The organism is Nonomuraea sp. H19, from assembly GCF_052068215.1.
Lineage (GTDB): Bacteria > Actinomycetota > Actinomycetes > Streptosporangiales > Streptosporangiaceae > Nonomuraea.
In genome coordinates this window covers 1-17,138 of sequence record NZ_JBQHCV010000057.1, presented here as the reverse complement: position 1 = coordinate 17,138, position 17,138 = coordinate 1, and the positions used below count along the sequence as shown (strand labels likewise).

Below are 17,138 nucleotides of genomic sequence, written 5' to 3'. Positions count from 1 at the left end.
AAGTGATTGTGTCAACAGGGGAGTTCATCGAGCGCCTCGGCCGCGAGGTGCGGCGCCGCCGCCAGGAGGCGGACCTGACCGTGCAGGCGCTGGCCGATCGCGCCGGGCTCAGCCGCCGCATGCTCACCCAGATCGAGCAGGGCACGGCGAACCCGAGCCTGGCCACCGTCGACAAGATCGCCCGTGCCCTCGGCGTCGACTTCGCGACCCTGACCACGCCATGGGGCGCCGAGCCGCTCCACGTGTCCCAGCCGGTCGAGGTCTGGCGCAGCCGGGCGGGCAGCCGCGCGCTCCTACACGTGGCCGGCGCCCGGCGCGGCGGCCCCGAGCTGTGGGAGTGGACCCTCCAGCCCGGGGACCGCTACCAGGCCCAGGCCGATCCCCGTGGCTCGGAAGAGCTCATCCTCGTCACTGCGGGAACGCTGGTGGTGGAGATCGAAGGCCGCTCAGCCGAGCTGGCCGCCGGCGCGTCCGCGCGGCTGGCCAGCGACCGGCCGTACGCGTACACGGCTCCTGACGGCGCCGTGTCCTTCGTCCGGGTCGTGGAGCTCGGGCGTCACCAGGCGTAGGCCTCAGGGGCAGGGCCGGGCCCAGGGAGGATGTCGTCCAGCGCCGCCAGTTGCTCGGCGTCCAGTTCGACCTCCAGGGCACGCTGGGCCAGGGACAGGTGCTCGGCGGTGCGTGCGCCGACGATCGGCGCCGTGACGCCGGGCTGGTGCAGCAGCCACGCCAGGCCGACCACGGCAGGATGCTCGCCGAAGGCGTCACACGTCTTCTCGTAGCGCTCCACCCGCTCCCGGTAGCCCTGCAGCGCAGTCGCGGCGCGGCCGCTCTTGCCCCGAGCGGCGTCCTGCTTGCGCAGCAGGCCGCCCAGTAGCCCGCCGTGGAGGGGGCTGTACGGCAGAAAGCCCAGCCCCAGCGCCCGGCAGGCAGGCAGCACCTCCAGCTCGACCGACCGCTGCGCCAGGTTGTAGATGCTCTGCTCGGCGACGAAGCCGAGCAGCCCCTGACGCTCCGCGGTGAACTGGCCTTGCATGATGTGCCAGGCCGCATGGTTGCTGGTGCCGAAATACAGCACTTTGCCCTGCTGTCGCAGCAGGGACAGTGCTTCCCAGATCTCCTCCCACGGTGTCGCCAGGTCGATGTGGTGCAGCTGGTAGAGGTCCACGTGGTCGGTCTGGAGCCGGCGCAGCGACGCCTCGCATGCTCGTACGATGTGCCGCGCCGACAGCCGGATGTCGTTGACCCCGGGCCCCATGGCGCCGTACACCTTCGTGGCCAGCACGATCTCGTCCCGGCGGGAGGGCGTCGCGGCCAGCCACCTGCCGATGATCTCCTCGGTCCGGCCCTTCTCCGGTTCGAGGCCGTAGACCTGCTTGTTGGCGTCGGCGCCGTACACGTCGGCGGTGTCGACGAGGTTGACGCCGCCGTCCACCGCGAGATCGAGGATCCGGTGCGCGCTCTCCTCATCCGTGATCGGGCCGAAGTTCATCGTGCCGAGGGCCAGCCGGCTGACCCGCAGCCCCGACCTGCCCAGATGTGCGTACTTCATCGCGCGTCCTCGAAACGGTTGGGAGAGAATTTTTCGATGGCGAATTCGGTACGGCCGTCGAGCGCGAGCTGGGCGCAGATGAGGCCGACCGCCGGCGAGTGCTTGAACCCGTGGCCGGAGAAGCCCCCGGCGAACACCACACGGCCGCTGCCGCCCACGTGGCCGATGATGAAATCGCCGTCGGGCGTCTTGGAGTTCATGCAGGCCGTGGCATGGGCGACGCGGGGGTCGAGCCCGGGGAAGGCGATGCGGCAGAAGTCCTCCGCGGGCTTCAGGTCCTGCGCGGACGGGGGCTCCCAGTTGTCCTCGGGACGGTCCAGCCACCTTTTCTGTACGGTGCCGCCGACCCCGACCTTCACCCCTTGCCCGTCGACGTCCGGGATCCCCCAACCGTCGAGGTCCCTGCTCTCCCTGACGAACACGGGGAAGCTCTCCGGCCGGTAGTCGCCCTGGTCCTGCCGGGCCTTGAACCAGGCCAGGCAGGACCGTTGCGTCCGCAGCGGCAGCTCCACTCCGGGCAGCAGGTCCAGTCCCCACGCGCCGGAGGCGAGCACCACCGTCTTCGCTCTGAGCGTCTCGTCGCCGGTGGCCACCTCGACGTACGCGTCACCGGGGCGCAGGGCCAGGACAGGGGTCTCGACGCGGATTTGGGCGCCGGCCCGGGCTGCCGCCTCGGCCGCCGCCGTGATGCATGACTCGGGACGCAGAGCCCCGGCGCCCGGCTCGTACACCGCCACGTCGTCGTCGAAGGCCGCGTGCTGTGGGAAGCGGGCCCGCAGCTCGTCCGGTTCGAGCTGCTCGAACTCCACCCCGCCCGCGACCGCGCTGGCGAGCGCGTCCTCGATCAGCGGCCCGCCATGAGTGCCGATCACCAGCCCGCCGGAGCGGGCGAACAACGCCGCGCCGCTCTCCCGCTCGAGCTCCCTGACCAGGTCGAGGGAGCGGCGGGCCAGTGGCACGTACTCCTTGCCTTCGAACAGGATCTGCCGGTAAATACGCGACCCCCCGTGCGAGGACCCGCGCGCGTGCGCCAGCGGGAACTGCTCGATCCCCACGACCGAAGCCCCCCGTGCGGCGGCCTGCCACGCCGTCATCGAGCCCATGGCGCCGAGCCCGATCACGATCACATCAAGCAACGTGTTGCTCCATCTCTTGAAGTCACAGCACCTTGGACAGAAACGCCTGGGTTCTCTGGTGCTGAGGGTTGGCCAGAACGTCACGCGGGTGCCCAGACTCGACTATCACGCCGTCGTCCATGAACACGAGCGAGTCCCCGACCTCCCGCGCGAAACCCATCTCATGCGTGACGACGATCATGGTCATCCCGTCGCCGGCAAGCCGCCGCATCACGTCGAGCACCTCGCCCACCAGCTCCGGGTCCAGCGCCGACGTCGGCTCGTCGAACAGCATCAGCTTCGGCCGCATGGCCAGCGCCCGGGCGATGGCGACGCGCTGCTGCTGGCCGCCGGACAGCTGGCCGGGGTAGCTGTGCAGCTTGCCGCCGAGACCCACCCGGCGCAGCAGCTCCTCCGCGTGCTCGGTGGCGGCCGCCCGCGGCTCCTTCTTGACCAGGAGGGGGCCGATCGTGACGTTTTCCAGCGCGGTGTAGTGCGGGAACAGGTTGAAGTTCTGGAACACCATGCCGATCTGCGCGCGCTGGCGGCACACCTCCTTCTCGTGCAGTTCGTAGAGCGCGTCCCCGCTCTGCCGGTACCCGATGAGCTCGCCGTCGACCCAGAGCCGGCCGCGGTTGATCGTCTCCAGGTGGTTGATGCACCGCAGGAACGTGCTCTTGCCGGAGCCCGACGGGCCGACCAAGCACAGCACCTGCCCCTCCTCCAGGAGCAGGTCGACGCCCTTGAGCACCTCGTGGCGGCCGTAGCTCTTGTGCACGCTCTGGGCCTGGACCAGCGGCTTGGCGGACATCACTGGGCCTCCTTGACGGTCTGCCGCCGCGAGAAGAGATTGTGGCGAAGCCGGGAGCCGTACGAATCCCGGGGATCGGCGCCGGAGGAGAAACGGCGCTCGATCCTGGTCTGCAGAGTGGTCAGGATCGACGTGGCCAGCAGATACCAGATGCTCGCCACCAGCAGCAGCGGGATCGTCTGGAAGTTGCGGCCGTAGATGACCTGCACGCTGTAGAGCAGCTCCGGGATGGCCAGCATGCTGATCAGCGAGCTGGTCTTGAGCATCGCGATGGTGTTGTTGCCCGTCGGCGGGATGATGACCCGCATCGCCTGCGGCAGGATGATCTTCCGCATGGTCATGCCCCGCGGCATCCCCAGCGAACTCGCCGCCTCCAGCTGGCCCTTGGGGATCGACATGATCCCGGCGCGGACGATCTCCGCCATGTACGCACCCTCGTTCAGCGCCAGGCCGAGCACACCGGCGATGAACGGCGTGATCAGCACGTTCGCGTCCAGCGTCGCGAACGTCGGCCCGAACGGCACGCCGAGGTCGATCGTCGGATACAGCGCACTGAGGTTGAACCAGAAGATCAGTTGCACCAGCAGCGGGGTCCCGCGGAAGAACCAGATGTAGGCCCCGCTCGTCCACGACAGCACCCGGTTGGGCGAGCCGCGCATCACCGCCAGCACGACGCCCAGGACGACGCCGATCGTCATCGCGATGGCGGTGAACTCCAGCGTCAGCAGAAGACCGTGCAGCACCGTCCCGTCGAACAGGTACTTGGCGACGATCTCCCACCGGTAGCGCGGATTGGTGAACAGCGAGACGACCACCAACGCCACCAGCAGCAGCACGAAGCCCGTGGCAACCCACCGCCAGGGGTGCCGCGCCGGGATCGCTTTGATCTCCGCAACCTCGGCGTGCTCCGGCGAGGCGTGCCGGGTGATGTCCGTAGCCATGGGCTAGGCGCATCCTTCCTTGATCGGCTGCGGGAAGATCTCGTCGCCGTCCTGGACCTGGCCGGGCTCGGTGAAGATCTCCGACTTGTCGATCGCGCCGTCCACGACGCCCCACTTCTCGGCGATCTTCTTGTAGCGGCCGTCCGCGATCAGCTTCGTCATCGCCTTCTGCAGCACGTCGTTGAGCGCGGAGTTGCGCTTGGGGACCGCGATGCCGGCCAGGCTGTGCGGGGTGCGGTACGTGCCGGTGACGCAGAGCGCGCCCTCCGACTGCTTCGCGGCCCACTCCACGGCCGGCTTGTCCGCGGACACGACGTCCGCGCGGCCGCTCGACAGCGTCAGCACGACCTGGTTCTGGTCGGGGATGCGGATGATCTGAACCGGCTTCTTGCCGGCGCCCGTGCAGTATTTCTCCGCCTTCTCCAGCCGCTCGACCTGCGTCGTCCCGCTCTGCACAGCCACCCGCAGGCCGCAGACGGTGTCCTTGAAGTCGTTAGCCTTGACCCCACTGCCCTTCTTCACCAGGAACCCGCCGCCGCTGAGGTAGTTCGAGACGAAGCTGACGACCTCCAGCCGCTCCTTCTCGATCCCGAACCCGGCGATCCCGATGTCGTACCGGCCCGCTTCCAGCCCCGGGATGATGTTGTCGAAGGAGGTGTTCTGCCAGTCGGCCTTCAGCCCGAGGATCTCCGCGAGCGCGTTGCCGGTGTCGATGTCGAAGCCGACCAGGGTCTTGTTGTCCTCGGCGAAGAACTCCAGCGGCGGGTAAGGCGCGTTCGTGCCGATGATCAGGGTGCCCCTGTTACGGATCTCGGCCGGCACCGCGGTGACCAGCTCTGCGTCCTTGGCGATCGCGGCCGGCGATCCTGAGGATGCCGCGGCGGCGCTCGTGCCCGCCGTGTCCTGGGCGGTCGAGCCGGTACCGCAGGCGGTGAGGGTGAGGAGGAGGGCGCCGGTCATGGCCGCCGCGTACGTGTGCTTGCGGTTGCAGGGAATGCTCAATGTGCCACCAGCCTTGCTCTTCCAGGGATCGATTACCTGGTGTCGGACTTTCTTGCGGCGCGGAGCGGCAGCTCCGCGACGACCCCCGTACGGCATTCGAGGCCATCCCCGGCCAGCTCCAGCTCGGCCAGGCGGATGACAGAGGACTGGCCGGACGTCGGCACGGCTACGCCGAAGCTGTCCGTCCCGGTCTGGGCGTAGTACGTCATGCAGGCCCTGTCGTCGCCGACGGGCAGCACGTTCGGCTGGCGCGGCGTCTCGCCCGGCACCACGAGCGGCCCGCGGGGCTCCCAGGTGAGCGCGTCACCGGAGCGGTAGACCACCGGCCCGTTGCGGCTCTCGGCCATCATCCAGATGCTGCCGCCCAGCTCGAAGAGCGACGGGCCCTCGTGCCAGTCGGTCAGCACCTGGTCGGCGACCTTCCACTCGTACAGATCCGTGCTGGCGGCGCGCCAGATCGAGCCGCCGCGCGCCTCGTCCTTGAACCACAGTCCCCAGCCGCCCGACGGCATCGGGAACACGTACGGGTCCACGGCATGATCCGTGCCGAGATCCAACCGGGAGACGTGCTCCCAGTCCCACAGGTTCGCGCTCGTCAGATGGTGGATCTGGCGGTGCCACGGGCTGGGCCGGCCGTGCGTGTCCCACGCCGGGTCGTCGGGCACGCCCCGGATGAAGGTCACGAACATGTGGTACATGCCGTCGTGCCAGACGACGTCGGGACCCCAGAACGTGTTCGTTCCGCGTTCGACGGGCAGCGAGACGGTGCCCCGGTAGAGCCAGCTCCGGCCGCCGTCCGCCGAGCTCGCCGCGCCGACCTCGCTGCCGTGGCACCGGCCGATCCGGGGCGGGCCGCCGATCTTCGTGTTGGCCCGCCGGTGCACGAACAGGCACCACCACGAGGCCTCCTCGTGGTTCCAGACGAGCACCGGATCGGTGGCGCCGTCGTGAATCGGGTCGACGATCATGCCCCGCCCTCCTCGATCGCGTACGCGTGGCCGTGCTCGACCGCCGACTCGACGGCGGGCTGCAGCGAGCCGCGCAGGTTGGCACGGACGATCGCCTCGTTCCAGGTCAGCCCGTCGACGCAGCGGGTAGCGAACGCCTCGGACACGCCCCCGAGGCGCCGCAGCCCGCGCAGCAGCTCGGCCGTGACCACTGGAGCCATGGCGGTGACCTCCAGCTCGGCGGCGGCGCTGGCCAGGCGCACGGTGTGGGCGCCGCCCTGGAGTTGGAAGGACACCTGCATGACGAGCTCCGGGATGACCGGGTTCACCTTGCCCGGCATGATCGACGAGCCTGCCTGCACGGGCGGCAGGCGTACCTCGCCGAACCCGCCCACCGGGCCCGAAGCCAGCAGCCTGAGGTCGCCGGCGATGCGGGCGATGACACGGCCGGCCCGCGCCATCGCGTCGCCGACCCAGGCGAGGCTCTCCAGCGAGGAGATCCCCTCGGACAGGTTCGCGGACTGCCGGAGGTCCAACCCGGTCTCCTCCGCCAGGCGCTGGATGGCCAGCTCGCCGTACCCCTCCGGCGCGCCGAGGCCGGTGCCGATCGCGGTCGCGCCGAGCGGCACGGACCTGAGCGCCTCGGCCGCGTCCTCCAGGGCAGCGGCAGCGGCCCGCACCGACGTGGCCTGGCCCTCGTGCACGAGGGCGGCCGGCACAGGGACCGCGTCCTGAAGGCAGCTGCGGCCCAGCCGGTCGAGCGTGGCGTACTGCCTGGCCTTGCGGCTCAGCGACTCGGCCAGGATCCGCAGCGAGCCGACCGTGGAACGGGCGGTCACCAGCACCGCCATGTTCACCGTCGTCGGCATCACGTCGTTGGTCGACTGGGAGCGGTTCACGTGGTCGTGCGGGTCCACCCGCCGGCCCAGCAGGGCGGTCGCCCGGTTGGCCAGCACTTCGTTCATGTTCATGTTGGTCGAGGTGCCGCCACCGCCCTGGACCATTTCCAGCGGGAAGTGCTCGAGCAGACCACCCTGGCAGACCTCATGGGCGGCGGCCATGACGGCCTGGGCGAGGTCGGAGTCCAGCACGCCGAGCTTGGCGTTGGCCCATGCGGCGGCGCTCTTGACCTGGGCCAGCGCGGTCAGCAGTGCGGGGAACTCGCGCAGGGACTCGCCGCCGAGGCGGAAGTTCTCGCTGGCCCGTGCCGTGTGGATGCCGTACAGGTCGGCCGAGGAAAGCGTGAGCTCCCCTAAGAGATCATGCTCCACCCGGGACGCCGGCTGCTCCATGAGCATCCCCCTCACTTGAAAGGTTGCCTGGTAGGTTGCCAGCCAGACTTTCTCGCCAAAACGGGCATGTCAAGACCGAGGAATGTAAATAAAGGCCCACAAGCGCTGGATTGGACGCCGTGAACCTGCCAGGCAACCTGACCTCTGACACGACAAAGGCCCGCCTGCGCTGCGCAGGCGGGCCTTCACGGGATCACTGATCGGCGGCGCCGAGGATCTCGCTGCGGTAGCTCAGCAGATGCTGCCGCCACACCTCCGCCGCCTCGGCGGCCTTGCCATCACGGATGTGCCTGATCACCATGCGGGACTCCTCGACGTGACCGTCGCGGGCGCTGCGCTGGGCCAGCGCACGGCGGCGCAACTCCGACCACAACGGCTTCTCGACGTGCCGCAACGCCTCTTCCAGCGCCTGCTCCAGCAGGGGGTTGCGGGCGGCGCGGGCGATGGCCCGGTGCACCGGGAGGTCGCTCCCGTACGCCCCGGTCTCGGCGTATTCAGCCTCCAGCTTGGCCAGTGCAGCCTCGAGCATCTCCAGATCCTCGGGGTAGCGCTTCTCTGCGGCCAGCGAGGCCAGGCAAGGCTCGATCGCCAGCCTGGCCTCGAACACCTGTGGAGGCAGCACCTCTACGCCCCAGGTCGCCACGGTGGCGGCCGACCCCATGATCACCGTGCCCCTGCCCTTGTGCGACTTGGCCAGTCCCGCCAGCTCCAGCGCGGCCAGCGCCTCCCTGATGGTGGGCCTGGACACTGCGAAGTTCTGCGCGAGCTCCCGCTCTGAGGGCAGCTTGTCGCCGGGCTTGAGCTGCTCGTCGCGGATCGCCGCGACGATCTGGTCGGCTACTTGGACGGCCGCACTCTTCTTGACCACTGGGGTCACCGAGAACCCAGGACTGCCGCTCGTCACTACTGGAAGCTCCTCTTTTGTGACCGCATGTGCGCAAGTTCATGTTACCGAGAGGCTAGGCAACCTGACACGCTGCCAGGCTCCACTTTTCCCTCTTCTGTCTTTGTCGCCTTGTAAGAACTTCGGCTCCTTCGACGCCGTCCAGAAGCAGCTCACCACCGCGCACAGCCTGCGCGCCGGGGGCGCCACCGTCGCCTACGCCGCCGGCGTCCCGGTCGCCGTCATCGCCAAGCACGGCCGCTGGGCCCCTGCCTCACCCGTCGTGCTGCGCTACATCCGGGCCGTGGACCGCTGGCGCGACAACGCCATGCGCAACGTCGGCCTTGACGCGCCCTAAGCAGAAAAGGGCCCTTACCACATCACTTGGAAAGGCTCGCTCACCAGGGAGGCGGTTTCTCTGCACCACGTCAAGCGGAACCGGCAGCCGAGCCGTCTGCTGCCCCGTTGTCAGTGGCGCCTGCCAGTATCGGGGCATTCCCGAGCAGGAGGATGAATGATGACCAGCACAACCGTTCCCAAGCACGTTCGACCTGGTGGGCAAGCTGCTCTCCCCGCGCATCCGCGACCTGGGCAAAATCACGCTGATCCGGGACGAGACGCCCACGGAGACGGTCAAGCGCTACCCGCACGCTGGCCCGCTGCTGAGCGCACGCTGGAACGAAGATCTCATCGCCGAGTGCTGGCCCGACCTGCTGCGCATGGCCGGGTCGCTGAAGTACGGCCAGGCTACCGCCTCCCTGGTGGTGGGCAAATGGTCGGCCGCCTCCCGGCAGAACACCCTGGCCGCGGCGCTGAAGGAGTGGGGCATGCTACGCCGTACCCTGCATGCCGCGAAGTATCTGTCGGACCCGGCCTACCGCCGCAAGATCGCCCGCCAGCTGAACAAAGGCGAGAGCCTGCACGCGCTACGCCGGGACCTGCACTACGCCCAGCAGGGCGCCGTCACCAAGCCGGCCTTGGCCGACCAGACGGACCAGGCGTGGTGTTTGACCGTTTTGACCAACTCTGTCATCACCTGGACGACCGAGTACTACTCGCTCGCCGTACGGCAGCTCCGGGCGGCCGGCCGGGACGTCCCCGACGAGCTGCTGGCCCACATCTCCCCGGCGCACAGCGAGAACGTCAACTTCTTCGGTGTCATCACCGTGGACGTCGAGGCGGAGCTGGCCAAGCTGGACGGCGGCGGCTGGCGGCCACTACGCCCGACGGCGACGGAATCTAAGATCTGATGTGACCAGAACGGCGTCTCCTCCCGATCACATCGAGCGGGCGCGAGGATCCAGGCAGCGATTGTCTTCGGCATGGTTGTGCAGAAATTGGCGCCGGTGTTCGTCGGGGCGGGGACAGTGAGCGCGTCATCTAGCGGTCGCCAGAGCTTGTTCGACCTCGGAGACATGCCCAGCAGTTCTGAGTACGGTGATGCGTCCCTCGTGAGGGAGTAGCAATCTGCTTCCCGAGTGGGTGGACAGCAGCGGTTTTCCTGGGATCGGGATGTCGAGGGCCGAGCCGGTGAGGTTGAGCGTGATCAGCAGTTCTTCATCGGGATGGGCGCGCCGGTAGGCGAGCACACCATCGGGGGCGGGCACAGGCTGGTACGACCCGTCCCTCAGCGCGGCGTGTCCGCGGCGTAGCCCGAGCAGGGCGCGGGTGAGGTTGAGGAGCGAGCCGGGGTCGGCCGCCTGGGCGGCGACGTTGACGGACGGGTCGCCCAGCGGCAGCCACGGCCGAGCCGCTGGCGGGCAGAATCCGGCGTTTGGTCCTGCGGTCCAGGGCATCGGGGTGCGGGCACAATCTCGTCCCTCCCAGGGGTCGCGTGCCTGGTGCGGGGGAATCGGCACATCGATCATGCCGAGTTCGTCGCCGTAGTAGAGCACTGGTGTGCCACGCAGGGTGAACAGCAGCATCAGCGCAACGCGTACCTGGTCGCGGCCGAGCCGGGTGGCCATGCGGGAGATGTCATGGCTGCCCAGCACCCAGTTGGGCCACGCGTGCGCGGGCAACGCGCGGTCATAGGCGGTGATGAATGCCTGGAGGTCGTCCGCCTGCCAAGGGGTGAACAGCAACCAGAAGTTGATCGGCAGGTGCAGCATGTCGTCCCTGCCGTAGTAGCCAGCCAGCCGGGGGAGCGGGAGCCGGTATTCGACCTCGCCGACCAGCACCCGCCCGGGATAGCCGTCCGTGATGTCGCGCAGTTCCCTGAGCAGTCCCAGGGTGCCGGGCTGGTTGAGCTGGTAGCGGGCCAGCGCGGGCTCGTAGCCGCCATCCCCGTCGAGGGGCTCGTCCCGGAAGCGTTCGTCCTTCAGCAGGTAGTCCACCATGTCGACGCGGAAGCCGTCGACGCCCCGCTCCAGCCAGAACCGCATCACCCGGTGCATGGCCTGCCGCACTTCGGGGTGGCGCCAGTTCAGGTCGGGCTGCTCGGGCAGGAACGAGTGCAGGTAGTACTGGCCGGTCCGCGGGTCGAGGGTCCAGGCGGGCCCGCCGGTGACCGCGCGCCAGTTGTTGGGTGGCCCGCCGCCCGCCGGGTCGCGCCAGATGTACCAGTCGCGCATGGGATCGTCCGCGGACGCGCGGGACGCGGCGAACCACGGATGGTCGATGGAGGTGTGATTGGGCACGAAGTCGAGGATCACGCGCAGCCCGCGGCGGTGTGCTTCGGCCAGCAGGTGGTCGAAGTCGGCGAGGGTCCCGAACAAGGGGTCCACCTCGGTGTGATCGGTGATGTCGTAGCCGAAGTCGCGCTGGGGGGAGCGGTAGAACGGCGAGAGCCAGATCGCCTCGACCCCGAGCCAGGACAGGTAGTCCAGATGCGCGGTGATGCCCGGCAGGTCGCCCACGCCGTCGCCGTCGCTGTCGGCGAAGGAGCGGGGGTAGACGTGGTAGATCGCGCCGTGCTTCCACCAGGTGGCCGCCGTCACAGGACGCCGTACCGGTGGAAGGAGTCGGCGAGCGAGCCGCTCTCGGCGGCCGCGGCGCGGAAGGCGTCCTCGGCCGCGCGCTTGTCCGCGACCAGCTCGGCGACGCGGCCTGTGACTTCGGCCGGTACGACGGTGACCCCGTCCAGGTCGCCGACCAGTAGGTCGCCGGGCCGGATCAGCACGCCGCCCAGCGTGACGGGCTCGCCGTGCGCGACCACGTCGAGCCTGCCCTTGCTGTCGTAGGGGACCGTCCCCCGGCTGAAGATCGGGAAGGGCCCGCCGGCCAGCGTTGCCGCGTCCCGTACCAGGCCGTCGGTCAGTGCTCCGGCGACGCGGCGCGCTTGGCAGGCGGTGGTGATCAGCTCTCCCCATACGCCGGCCGCGTCGGACCTGCCGGTGCTGAACACGACGATCTCACCTGCTTGGACGTGTTCCATCGCCTGCAGCAACCCTTGGTACGGCACGGCGGGCCGGGTCTCGCGGGCCGGCTCGGCACGCAGGCAGAAGGCCGGGCCGAGCAGCGTGTGTGAAGGTGCGAGGGGCGCGACGTCCGGGGGCAGGCACTGGTTTCTCAGGTCGAGCTGGTCAAGCGCGTCGGCCGCGAGCGCGCTTGAGACGGTCGAGAACAGCTGGCGGAGGGATGGCTGTGACATACGGGGAGTGTGCCTGCTTTAATCTCATATATGCAAACAAGTCTGTTGCACTATATGAGACAGGAGTAAAGGTGTCCGGCTCACTGGAGCGCGCCCTCGACGCCCTGGAGCTCCTGGCCGAGGGCCGCGAGACGACGCTGGCCGGGCTGGCCAAGCGGCTCGGCGCCTCCCGCGCCACCGTGCACCGACTGCTCGCAGTGCTGCAGGAGCGCGGTTATGTCCGGCACCTGCCGCAGACGCATGAGTACCGGCTCGGTCCGGCGTTGAACGATCTGACGGCGCGCTCGGACTCCGGCTCGCTGATTCCCCTGGCCGCGCCGGTGCTGGCCGAGCTGTCCGGGCTCACCGGTGAGACGATCAACCTCGCGGTGCTGCGGCGCGGGCGCATCGTCTGGGCGGACACCGTGGACGCCGTGCACGCCATCCGGCTGACCACGACGCTGGGGGAACGGGTGCCCCCGCACGGCACCGCGATCGGCAAGGCCGTCCTGGCCGCGTTGCCGGAACGGGAGTGGGGCGCGCTGCTGGGGCAGGAGCCGTACGCGCGGCTGACCCCGTCCACTTGCACGACGCTGGCGGAGCTGCGCCCCGCTCTCGACGAGGCACGCGCCCATGGTTACGCCCTGGACGAAGAGGAATCCGAGATCGGGGGCATCTGCCTGGCCGCCGCCGTGCTCGGCCGCGCCGATCGGCCGATCGGCGCGATCTCGGTGTCGGCGGTGGCGGCCCGCCTGCCCAGGACGCAGTGGCCACAGGTGGGCGAAGCGGTCCGCCAGGCCTGCGCGCGTCTGTCGACGTGGATCAAGACCAACGATTGAGGAGGACCATTGCGGCTGGCAGGAAAAGTAGCGATCGTCACCGGCGCGGCCGGCGGCATCGGGGCGGCGACCGCGGCCAGGTTCGCCGCCGAAGGCGCCTTGGTGGCCTGCGTGGACCAGCGCGCCGAGGCGGTTGAGGATCTCGCGCGGCGGATCGGCGCCGACGCGTTCGCCATCGCCGCGGACGTGGCATCCCCCGGCGACAACGCGCGAATGGTCGAACTGACCGTCCGCCGGTTCGGTGGGGTCGACATCCTGCACGCCAACGCGGCGGTGCAGGTCATGGGCCGGATCGAGGACACCGGCCCCGAGCAGTGGGACCGGCTGCACTCGGTCAACCTCCGCGGCGTCTATCTCGGTATACAGGCCGCTCTGCCGGCGCTGCGGGAAAGGGGCGGCGGCTCGATCGTCATCACCGCGTCCCTGCTCGGCATCGTGGGCGACCCGGACATGCCTGCCTACGGCGCGATGAAGGGCGGGTTGCGGTCCATGACCCGGGCGCTGGCCGCCGCCCACGGGCCTGAGGGCATCCGCGTCAACACCATCTGCCCGGGCGATGTGGAGACCGAGTTGCTCGACGACTTCTTCGCCTTCCAGCCCGATCCCGACGCCGCACGCGCGCGGCTTGCCGAGCGCTATCCGCTGCGCCGCTTCGCCTCGCCCGAGGACGTGGCCGCCGCGGCGCTCTTCCTGGCCTCCGACGACGCCGCGTACGTCACCGGCACCGACCTCGTGGTCGACGGCGGGCTGCTGGCCCGGATCTACTGAACCCCGAAAGGAACCGATCACGTGTCGTTGCGAAGTGCCTCCTGGTTCGCGGGCGAGGACCTGCCGGGCTTTCTGCACCGAGCTTCACTGCGCGCCACGGGGCTGTCCCAGGCCGCGGTCTCCGGCCGGCCGATCGTCGGCATCGCCAACTCCTGGTCGGAGCTGGTCAGCTGCAACGCGCACTTCCGCGGGCTCGCCGACGCCGTACGGCGAGGCGTGCTCCAAGCAGGCGGGCTGCCGCTGGAGTTCCCGACGATCTCGCTGGGCGAGAACCTCATGAAGCCCACCGCGATGCTGTACCGCAACCTGATGGCCATTGACGTCGAGGAAAGCCTGCGGTCTTATCCTTTCGACGCGGTCGTGCTCCTGGGCGGCTGCGACAAGACCATCCCAGCGCAGCTCATGGGCGCCGCCTCGGCCAACGTACCCACCGTGATGGTGCCCGGCGGCCCCGCCGCACCCGCGGTCTTCCGCGGACGGCGGCTCGGCGTCGGCACCGATCTGTGGCGGTACACCGACCGGCTGCGCGCCGGGCAGATGAGCGACGCGGAGTTCGCCGAGCTGGAGCAGGCGGCCATGCCCGGAGTCGGGCACTGCACCGAGATGGGCACGGCGTCCACCATGGCCGTGCTCGCGGAGGCCCTCGGCGTTGCGCTGCCCGGCTCGGCGGCCATCCCCGCGGGGGACGCGCGGCGATACGCCGCAGCGGAAAGTGCGGGCACCCGTGCGGTGTTCCTCGCACGCTCCGGACCACGCTCTCGCCAGATCATCACTCGCGCCGCCTTGCTCAACGCGGCCACCGTGCTGGCCGCGATCGGCGGATCGACCAACGCGATCGTCCACCTGCTCGCGCTGGCCAGGCGCAGCGGGGTGCCGTTCTCGCTCGACGACCTCGATGCCGCCGCGGCGCGTACGCCGCTGCTCGTCAACGTCCGGCCTGCGGGCGAGCATCTGTTCGAGGACTTCTTCCGCGCCGGTGGCGTCCCGGCCCTGCTGCGCGAGCTGGAGCCGCTGCTGCACACCGACGTCCTCACCGTGACAGGCCACACTTTGCAGGAGCAGCTTCACGTGCCCGTCTCACCCGACCGCCGGGTGATCGGCACGCTCGACGAACCGTTCGGCGACCCCGGCGGCTTGGCGGTGCTGCGAGGCAACCTGGCGCCCGACGGCGCGGTCATCAAGGCGTCGGCCTCCTCCGGCCGGCTGCTTCGCCATCGCGGGCCCGCGATCGTGTTCGACAGCGTCTCCGACCTGGCCGCACGAATCGACGATCCCGCGCTGCCGGTGACCGCCGATTCGGTGCTCGTCCTCCGCAACGCGGGTCCCGTAGGCGGACCGGGCATGCCCGAATGGGGGCAGCTCCCGATTCCCGCGAAACTGCTGCGCGAGGGCGTCACCGACATGGTGCGCGTCTCGGACGCCCGGATGAGCGGAACGGCGTACGGGACCGTCGTCCTCCACGTCGCGCCCGAGTCCGCCGTGGGCGGCCCCCTGGCGGCCGTCCGCGACGGCGACCTCATCGACCTCGACGTCCCCGGACGGCGTCTGAACCTGGAGGTGGATGACAGCGAGATCAGGCGCAGGCTCTGTGAGTCTCCACCCCGGATGTTCACCGGCGCGTCCGGTTGGGTCCGCCTCTACACCGGGCACGTGCTGCAGGCCGATCAGGGCTGCGATTTCGCCTTCCACGAGCCGGACACCGACGCCGACACCACCCCGCTGCCAACCGGCCTGCTGAGCGGATGGCACGGCGGCTGGTAATCCGATTTCCGGCAGGGCTATGTGACAGAGAATATGAATTATCTGTCACATCGACTGGTTGTCGATCGTGTCCGCCAGCTCGGCATCCGCCGCGCCGGGTGCCACTCGGTAACGTTATGTGTCACATCGGCGTAGGAGGTGCTTGGCTTGTCCGTCGTCGCGTTCCCCGGCCAGCCCGACACGGCCCCGGTCGGCCCAACGACCGCGACAGCGGTCGACCGCTTCCTCGACTCCATCACCGCGGCCACGACCCGCACCGGTTACGCCGAGACCCTCAGGCGCCTGCTCGCCATCACCGGCCCCCAGTTCCCGGCCGCCGCCCTCCAGCCCGAGCACTACGCCGCGGCGATAGAACGCTGGACGGCGGCCACAGCCGCGACATGGAACCGGCACCTGTCCGCGCTCACTTCCTTCACCACTTGGGCCCAGCGCCAGGAGATCCTCGCCACCAACCCGGCCCGGCGGCTGGAACGCCGCAAGAGCGCCCGCCGCGGCGACCGCTCCATCCCGCGCACCCGGCTGGAGACGCTGTTCACCGACACTTCGCACGCCCTCCGCGAACGGGTGCTCTGGCGACTGCTGTATGAGACGGCCGCCCGCGCCGAGGAGATCCTCACCCTGAACATCGAAGACCTCGACCCCGAGTTCCGACGCGCCCGCGTCACCTCCAAGGGCGGCGCGATCGAGTACGTGCACTGGGCCACCCCTACGGCCCGACTGCTGCCCCGACTGCTGGCCGGCCGCACGAGCGGGCCGGTGTTCCTGGCCGACCGGCGCGCTCCCACCTCCGGCCCCAGAGCGCCGGCGGACGGCGACATCGACCCCACCACCCGGCGCGGCCGGCTGTCCTACCGCGCGCCGAGTACCTGTTCAAGACCGCCTCCGCCACACTCGACCCACACCGGCAAGGCTGGACCCTGCACCAGCTACGGCACTCCGCGCTCCAGCATCTCGCCCAAGCCGGGCGCAGCGCGCCCGAACTGCAAGCCAAGAGCCGCCACCAGCACCTGGCCAGCCTCGGCCACTACGTGCGACTCGGTGAAGAGACCTCCGCCCGCATCACCGCCGAAGCCGACCCCGTCCAGCGCCGCCGCACCCGCTGACTCCCACACCACCCGGTAGACCACCGCGTCACGAGCCGTCCCGCACCAGCAGCACCTGATCATCGTCGGGGTCGGATTCGACTCGATACCCGGCCTTCACCAGGTCGACCTGATACCGCCTGACCTCCGGCGAGGACTTCTCGGCCTCCTCGGTGCAGGCGACCAGGAACGGCGCACCGCCGTCCCCGCCCTCGACGACGAACCCGTCATGGCGTTCGCTGAACTCCCGCCGTCCCGCCTGGCGCAGCACCGTCCGGATGACCTCAGCGTCCCGATCCCGCACGGTCCACAGCGGCCGACCGCCCGCGCCGTGCCCAAACTCCGGCTTGTCGTCGCTCACGCCTTCACCGTAAGCGAATCGACACCACAGTCACAGAGCCGTGCATCGTCGCAGGTCAGGCAAATCCGTTGGAAATTTCTCCAGGACTACAGCGAGGCCGGGAAAGCCCGGAGTTCCCGCGAACCCAAGGGTCGACGTCGAACGGTTGGGGTGGTCTGGGTGGTTATGCACCCTTGGGTTCGTCGGAACCGGGGACCGTGTACGGCCAAAACG

At 69.7% G+C, this 17,138-nt stretch carries 18 protein-coding genes; 7 read left to right on the top strand and 11 right to left on the bottom strand.

What is annotated here, in order from left to right; genetic code table 11:
- Positions 1 to 8: 8 nt before the first annotated feature.
- On the top strand, positions 9 to 569 hold the full coding sequence (locus ACTMTI_RS54185; RefSeq protein WP_441128922.1) for a helix-turn-helix domain-containing protein: 561 nt from the start codon (positions 9 to 11) through the stop codon (positions 567 to 569).
- On the opposite strand, the gene ACTMTI_RS54180 is transcribed toward ACTMTI_RS54185, so the two are convergent.
- The 8 genes from ACTMTI_RS54180 to ACTMTI_RS54145 all read right to left on the bottom strand — a co-directional run bounded on the left by ACTMTI_RS54180 (position 557) and on the right by ACTMTI_RS54145 (position 8,564).
- The gene (locus tag ACTMTI_RS54180) at positions 557 to 1,552 is read right to left on the bottom strand and encodes an aldo/keto reductase (protein ID WP_441128921.1); all 996 of its coding nucleotides are present in this window, start codon (positions 1,550 to 1,552) and stop codon (positions 557 to 559) included. The genes ACTMTI_RS54185 and ACTMTI_RS54180 overlap by 13 nt on opposite strands.
- Entirely contained in the window at positions 1,549 to 2,679 is a 1,131-nt protein-coding gene (gene solA / locus ACTMTI_RS54175; RefSeq protein WP_441128933.1) for an N-methyl-L-tryptophan oxidase, read from the bottom strand. The genes ACTMTI_RS54180 and solA overlap by 4 nt, the downstream gene beginning before the upstream one ends.
- A 31-nt stretch (positions 2,680 to 2,710) precedes the next feature.
- Positions 2,711 to 3,478 (bottom strand): amino acid ABC transporter ATP-binding protein, encoded by a 768-nt coding sequence (locus ACTMTI_RS54170; protein ID WP_441128920.1) that lies wholly within the window; start codon positions 3,476 to 3,478, stop codon positions 2,711 to 2,713.
- A complete protein-coding gene (locus ACTMTI_RS54165; RefSeq protein WP_441128919.1) occupies positions 3,478 to 4,419 on the bottom strand; it encodes an amino acid ABC transporter permease in 942 nt (313 codons plus the stop codon). Before ACTMTI_RS54165 ends, ACTMTI_RS54170 begins: the two co-directional genes overlap by 1 nt.
- Before the next feature lie 3 nt (positions 4,420 to 4,422).
- On the bottom strand, positions 4,423 to 5,421 hold the full coding sequence (locus ACTMTI_RS54160; protein WP_441128918.1) for an ABC transporter substrate-binding protein: 999 nt from the start codon (positions 5,419 to 5,421) through the stop codon (positions 4,423 to 4,425).
- 32 nt (positions 5,422 to 5,453) lie between these two features.
- Positions 5,454 to 6,389: a hypothetical protein gene (locus ACTMTI_RS54155; RefSeq protein WP_441128917.1), complete on the bottom strand. Its 936-nt coding sequence runs from the start codon at positions 6,387 to 6,389 to the stop codon at positions 5,454 to 5,456.
- Positions 6,386 to 7,660, bottom strand: coding sequence for a lyase family protein (locus ACTMTI_RS54150; protein WP_441128916.1), 1,275 nt, complete (start codon positions 7,658 to 7,660; stop codon positions 6,386 to 6,388). The genes ACTMTI_RS54155 and ACTMTI_RS54150 overlap by 4 nt, the downstream gene beginning before the upstream one ends.
- 193 nt (positions 7,661 to 7,853) lie before the next feature.
- Positions 7,854 to 8,564 (bottom strand): FadR/GntR family transcriptional regulator, encoded by a 711-nt coding sequence (locus ACTMTI_RS54145; protein WP_441128915.1) that lies wholly within the window; start codon positions 8,562 to 8,564, stop codon positions 7,854 to 7,856.
- Between the two features lie 103 nt (positions 8,565 to 8,667).
- On the opposite strand from ACTMTI_RS54145, the gene ACTMTI_RS54140 reads away from it, so the two are divergent.
- On the top strand, positions 8,668 to 8,901 hold the full coding sequence (locus tag ACTMTI_RS54140) for a hypothetical protein (RefSeq protein WP_441128914.1): 234 nt from the start codon (positions 8,668 to 8,670) through the stop codon (positions 8,899 to 8,901).
- Positions 8,902 to 9,097: 196 nt separating this feature from the next.
- Complete coding sequence (locus ACTMTI_RS54135; RefSeq protein WP_441128913.1) at positions 9,098 to 9,793, top strand: Tn3 family transposase; 696 nt, start codon at positions 9,098 to 9,100, stop codon at positions 9,791 to 9,793.
- A 126-nt stretch (positions 9,794 to 9,919) separates the two neighbouring features.
- On the opposite strand, the gene ACTMTI_RS54130 is transcribed toward ACTMTI_RS54135, so the two are convergent.
- Positions 9,920 to 11,482 carry an alpha-amylase family glycosyl hydrolase gene (locus ACTMTI_RS54130; protein WP_441128912.1) on the bottom strand — a complete coding sequence of 521 codons (1,563 nt, stop codon included), beginning with the start codon at positions 11,480 to 11,482 and terminating at the stop codon, positions 9,920 to 9,922.
- Positions 11,479 to 12,135 (bottom strand): RraA family protein, encoded by a 657-nt coding sequence (locus ACTMTI_RS54125; protein ID WP_441128911.1) that lies wholly within the window; start codon positions 12,133 to 12,135, stop codon positions 11,479 to 11,481. The genes ACTMTI_RS54130 and ACTMTI_RS54125 overlap by 4 nt, the downstream gene beginning before the upstream one ends.
- Before the next feature lie 71 nt (positions 12,136 to 12,206).
- Between ACTMTI_RS54125 and ACTMTI_RS54120 the strand changes: the two genes are divergently transcribed.
- The 4 genes from ACTMTI_RS54120 (at position 12,207) to ACTMTI_RS54105 (ending at position 16,604) form a co-directional block, all read left to right on the top strand.
- Entirely contained in the window at positions 12,207 to 12,953 is a 747-nt protein-coding gene (locus tag ACTMTI_RS54120) for an IclR family transcriptional regulator (RefSeq protein ID WP_441128910.1), read from the top strand.
- A 9-nt stretch (positions 12,954 to 12,962) separates the two neighbouring features.
- Positions 12,963 to 13,721 carry an SDR family NAD(P)-dependent oxidoreductase gene (locus ACTMTI_RS54115; protein WP_441128909.1) on the top strand — a complete coding sequence of 253 codons (759 nt, stop codon included), beginning with the start codon at positions 12,963 to 12,965 and terminating at the stop codon, positions 13,719 to 13,721.
- 21 nt (positions 13,722 to 13,742) lie between these two features.
- Positions 13,743 to 15,482, top strand: coding sequence for a dihydroxy-acid dehydratase (locus ACTMTI_RS54110; protein ID WP_441128908.1), 1,740 nt, complete (start codon positions 13,743 to 13,745; stop codon positions 15,480 to 15,482).
- Between the two features lie 147 nt (positions 15,483 to 15,629).
- On the top strand, positions 15,630 to 16,604 hold the full coding sequence (locus tag ACTMTI_RS54105; RefSeq protein WP_441128907.1) for a tyrosine-type recombinase/integrase: 975 nt from the start codon (positions 15,630 to 15,632) through the stop codon (positions 16,602 to 16,604).
- Positions 16,605 to 16,613: 9 nt separating this feature from the next.
- On the opposite strand, the gene ACTMTI_RS54100 is transcribed toward ACTMTI_RS54105, so the two are convergent.
- A complete protein-coding gene (locus ACTMTI_RS54100; protein ID WP_441128906.1) occupies positions 16,614 to 16,925 on the bottom strand; it encodes a hypothetical protein in 312 nt (103 codons plus the stop codon).
- Positions 16,926 to 17,138 lie beyond the last annotated feature (213 nt).

Bases quoted from the DNA above. Each gene is read 5' to 3' on its own strand.
- ACTMTI_RS54150 (WP_441128916.1), bottom strand. From the start codon at position 7,660: ATGGAGCAGCCGGCGTCCCGGGTGGAGCATGATCTCTTAGGGGAGCTC.
- ACTMTI_RS54155 (WP_441128917.1), bottom strand. From the start codon at position 6,389: ATGATCGTCGACCCGATTCACGACGGCGCCACCGATCCGGTGCTCGTC.
- ACTMTI_RS54125 (WP_441128911.1), bottom strand. From the start codon at position 12,135: ATGTCACAGCCATCCCTCCGCCAGCTGTTCTCGACCGTCTCAAGCGCG.
- ACTMTI_RS54170 (WP_441128920.1), bottom strand. From the start codon at position 3,478: ATGTCCGCCAAGCCGCTGGTCCAGGCCCAGAGCGTGCACAAGAGCTAC.
- ACTMTI_RS54165 (WP_441128919.1), bottom strand. From the start codon at position 4,419: ATGGCTACGGACATCACCCGGCACGCCTCGCCGGAGCACGCCGAGGTT.
- ACTMTI_RS54180 (WP_441128921.1), bottom strand. From the start codon at position 1,552: ATGAAGTACGCACATCTGGGCAGGTCGGGGCTGCGGGTCAGCCGGCTG.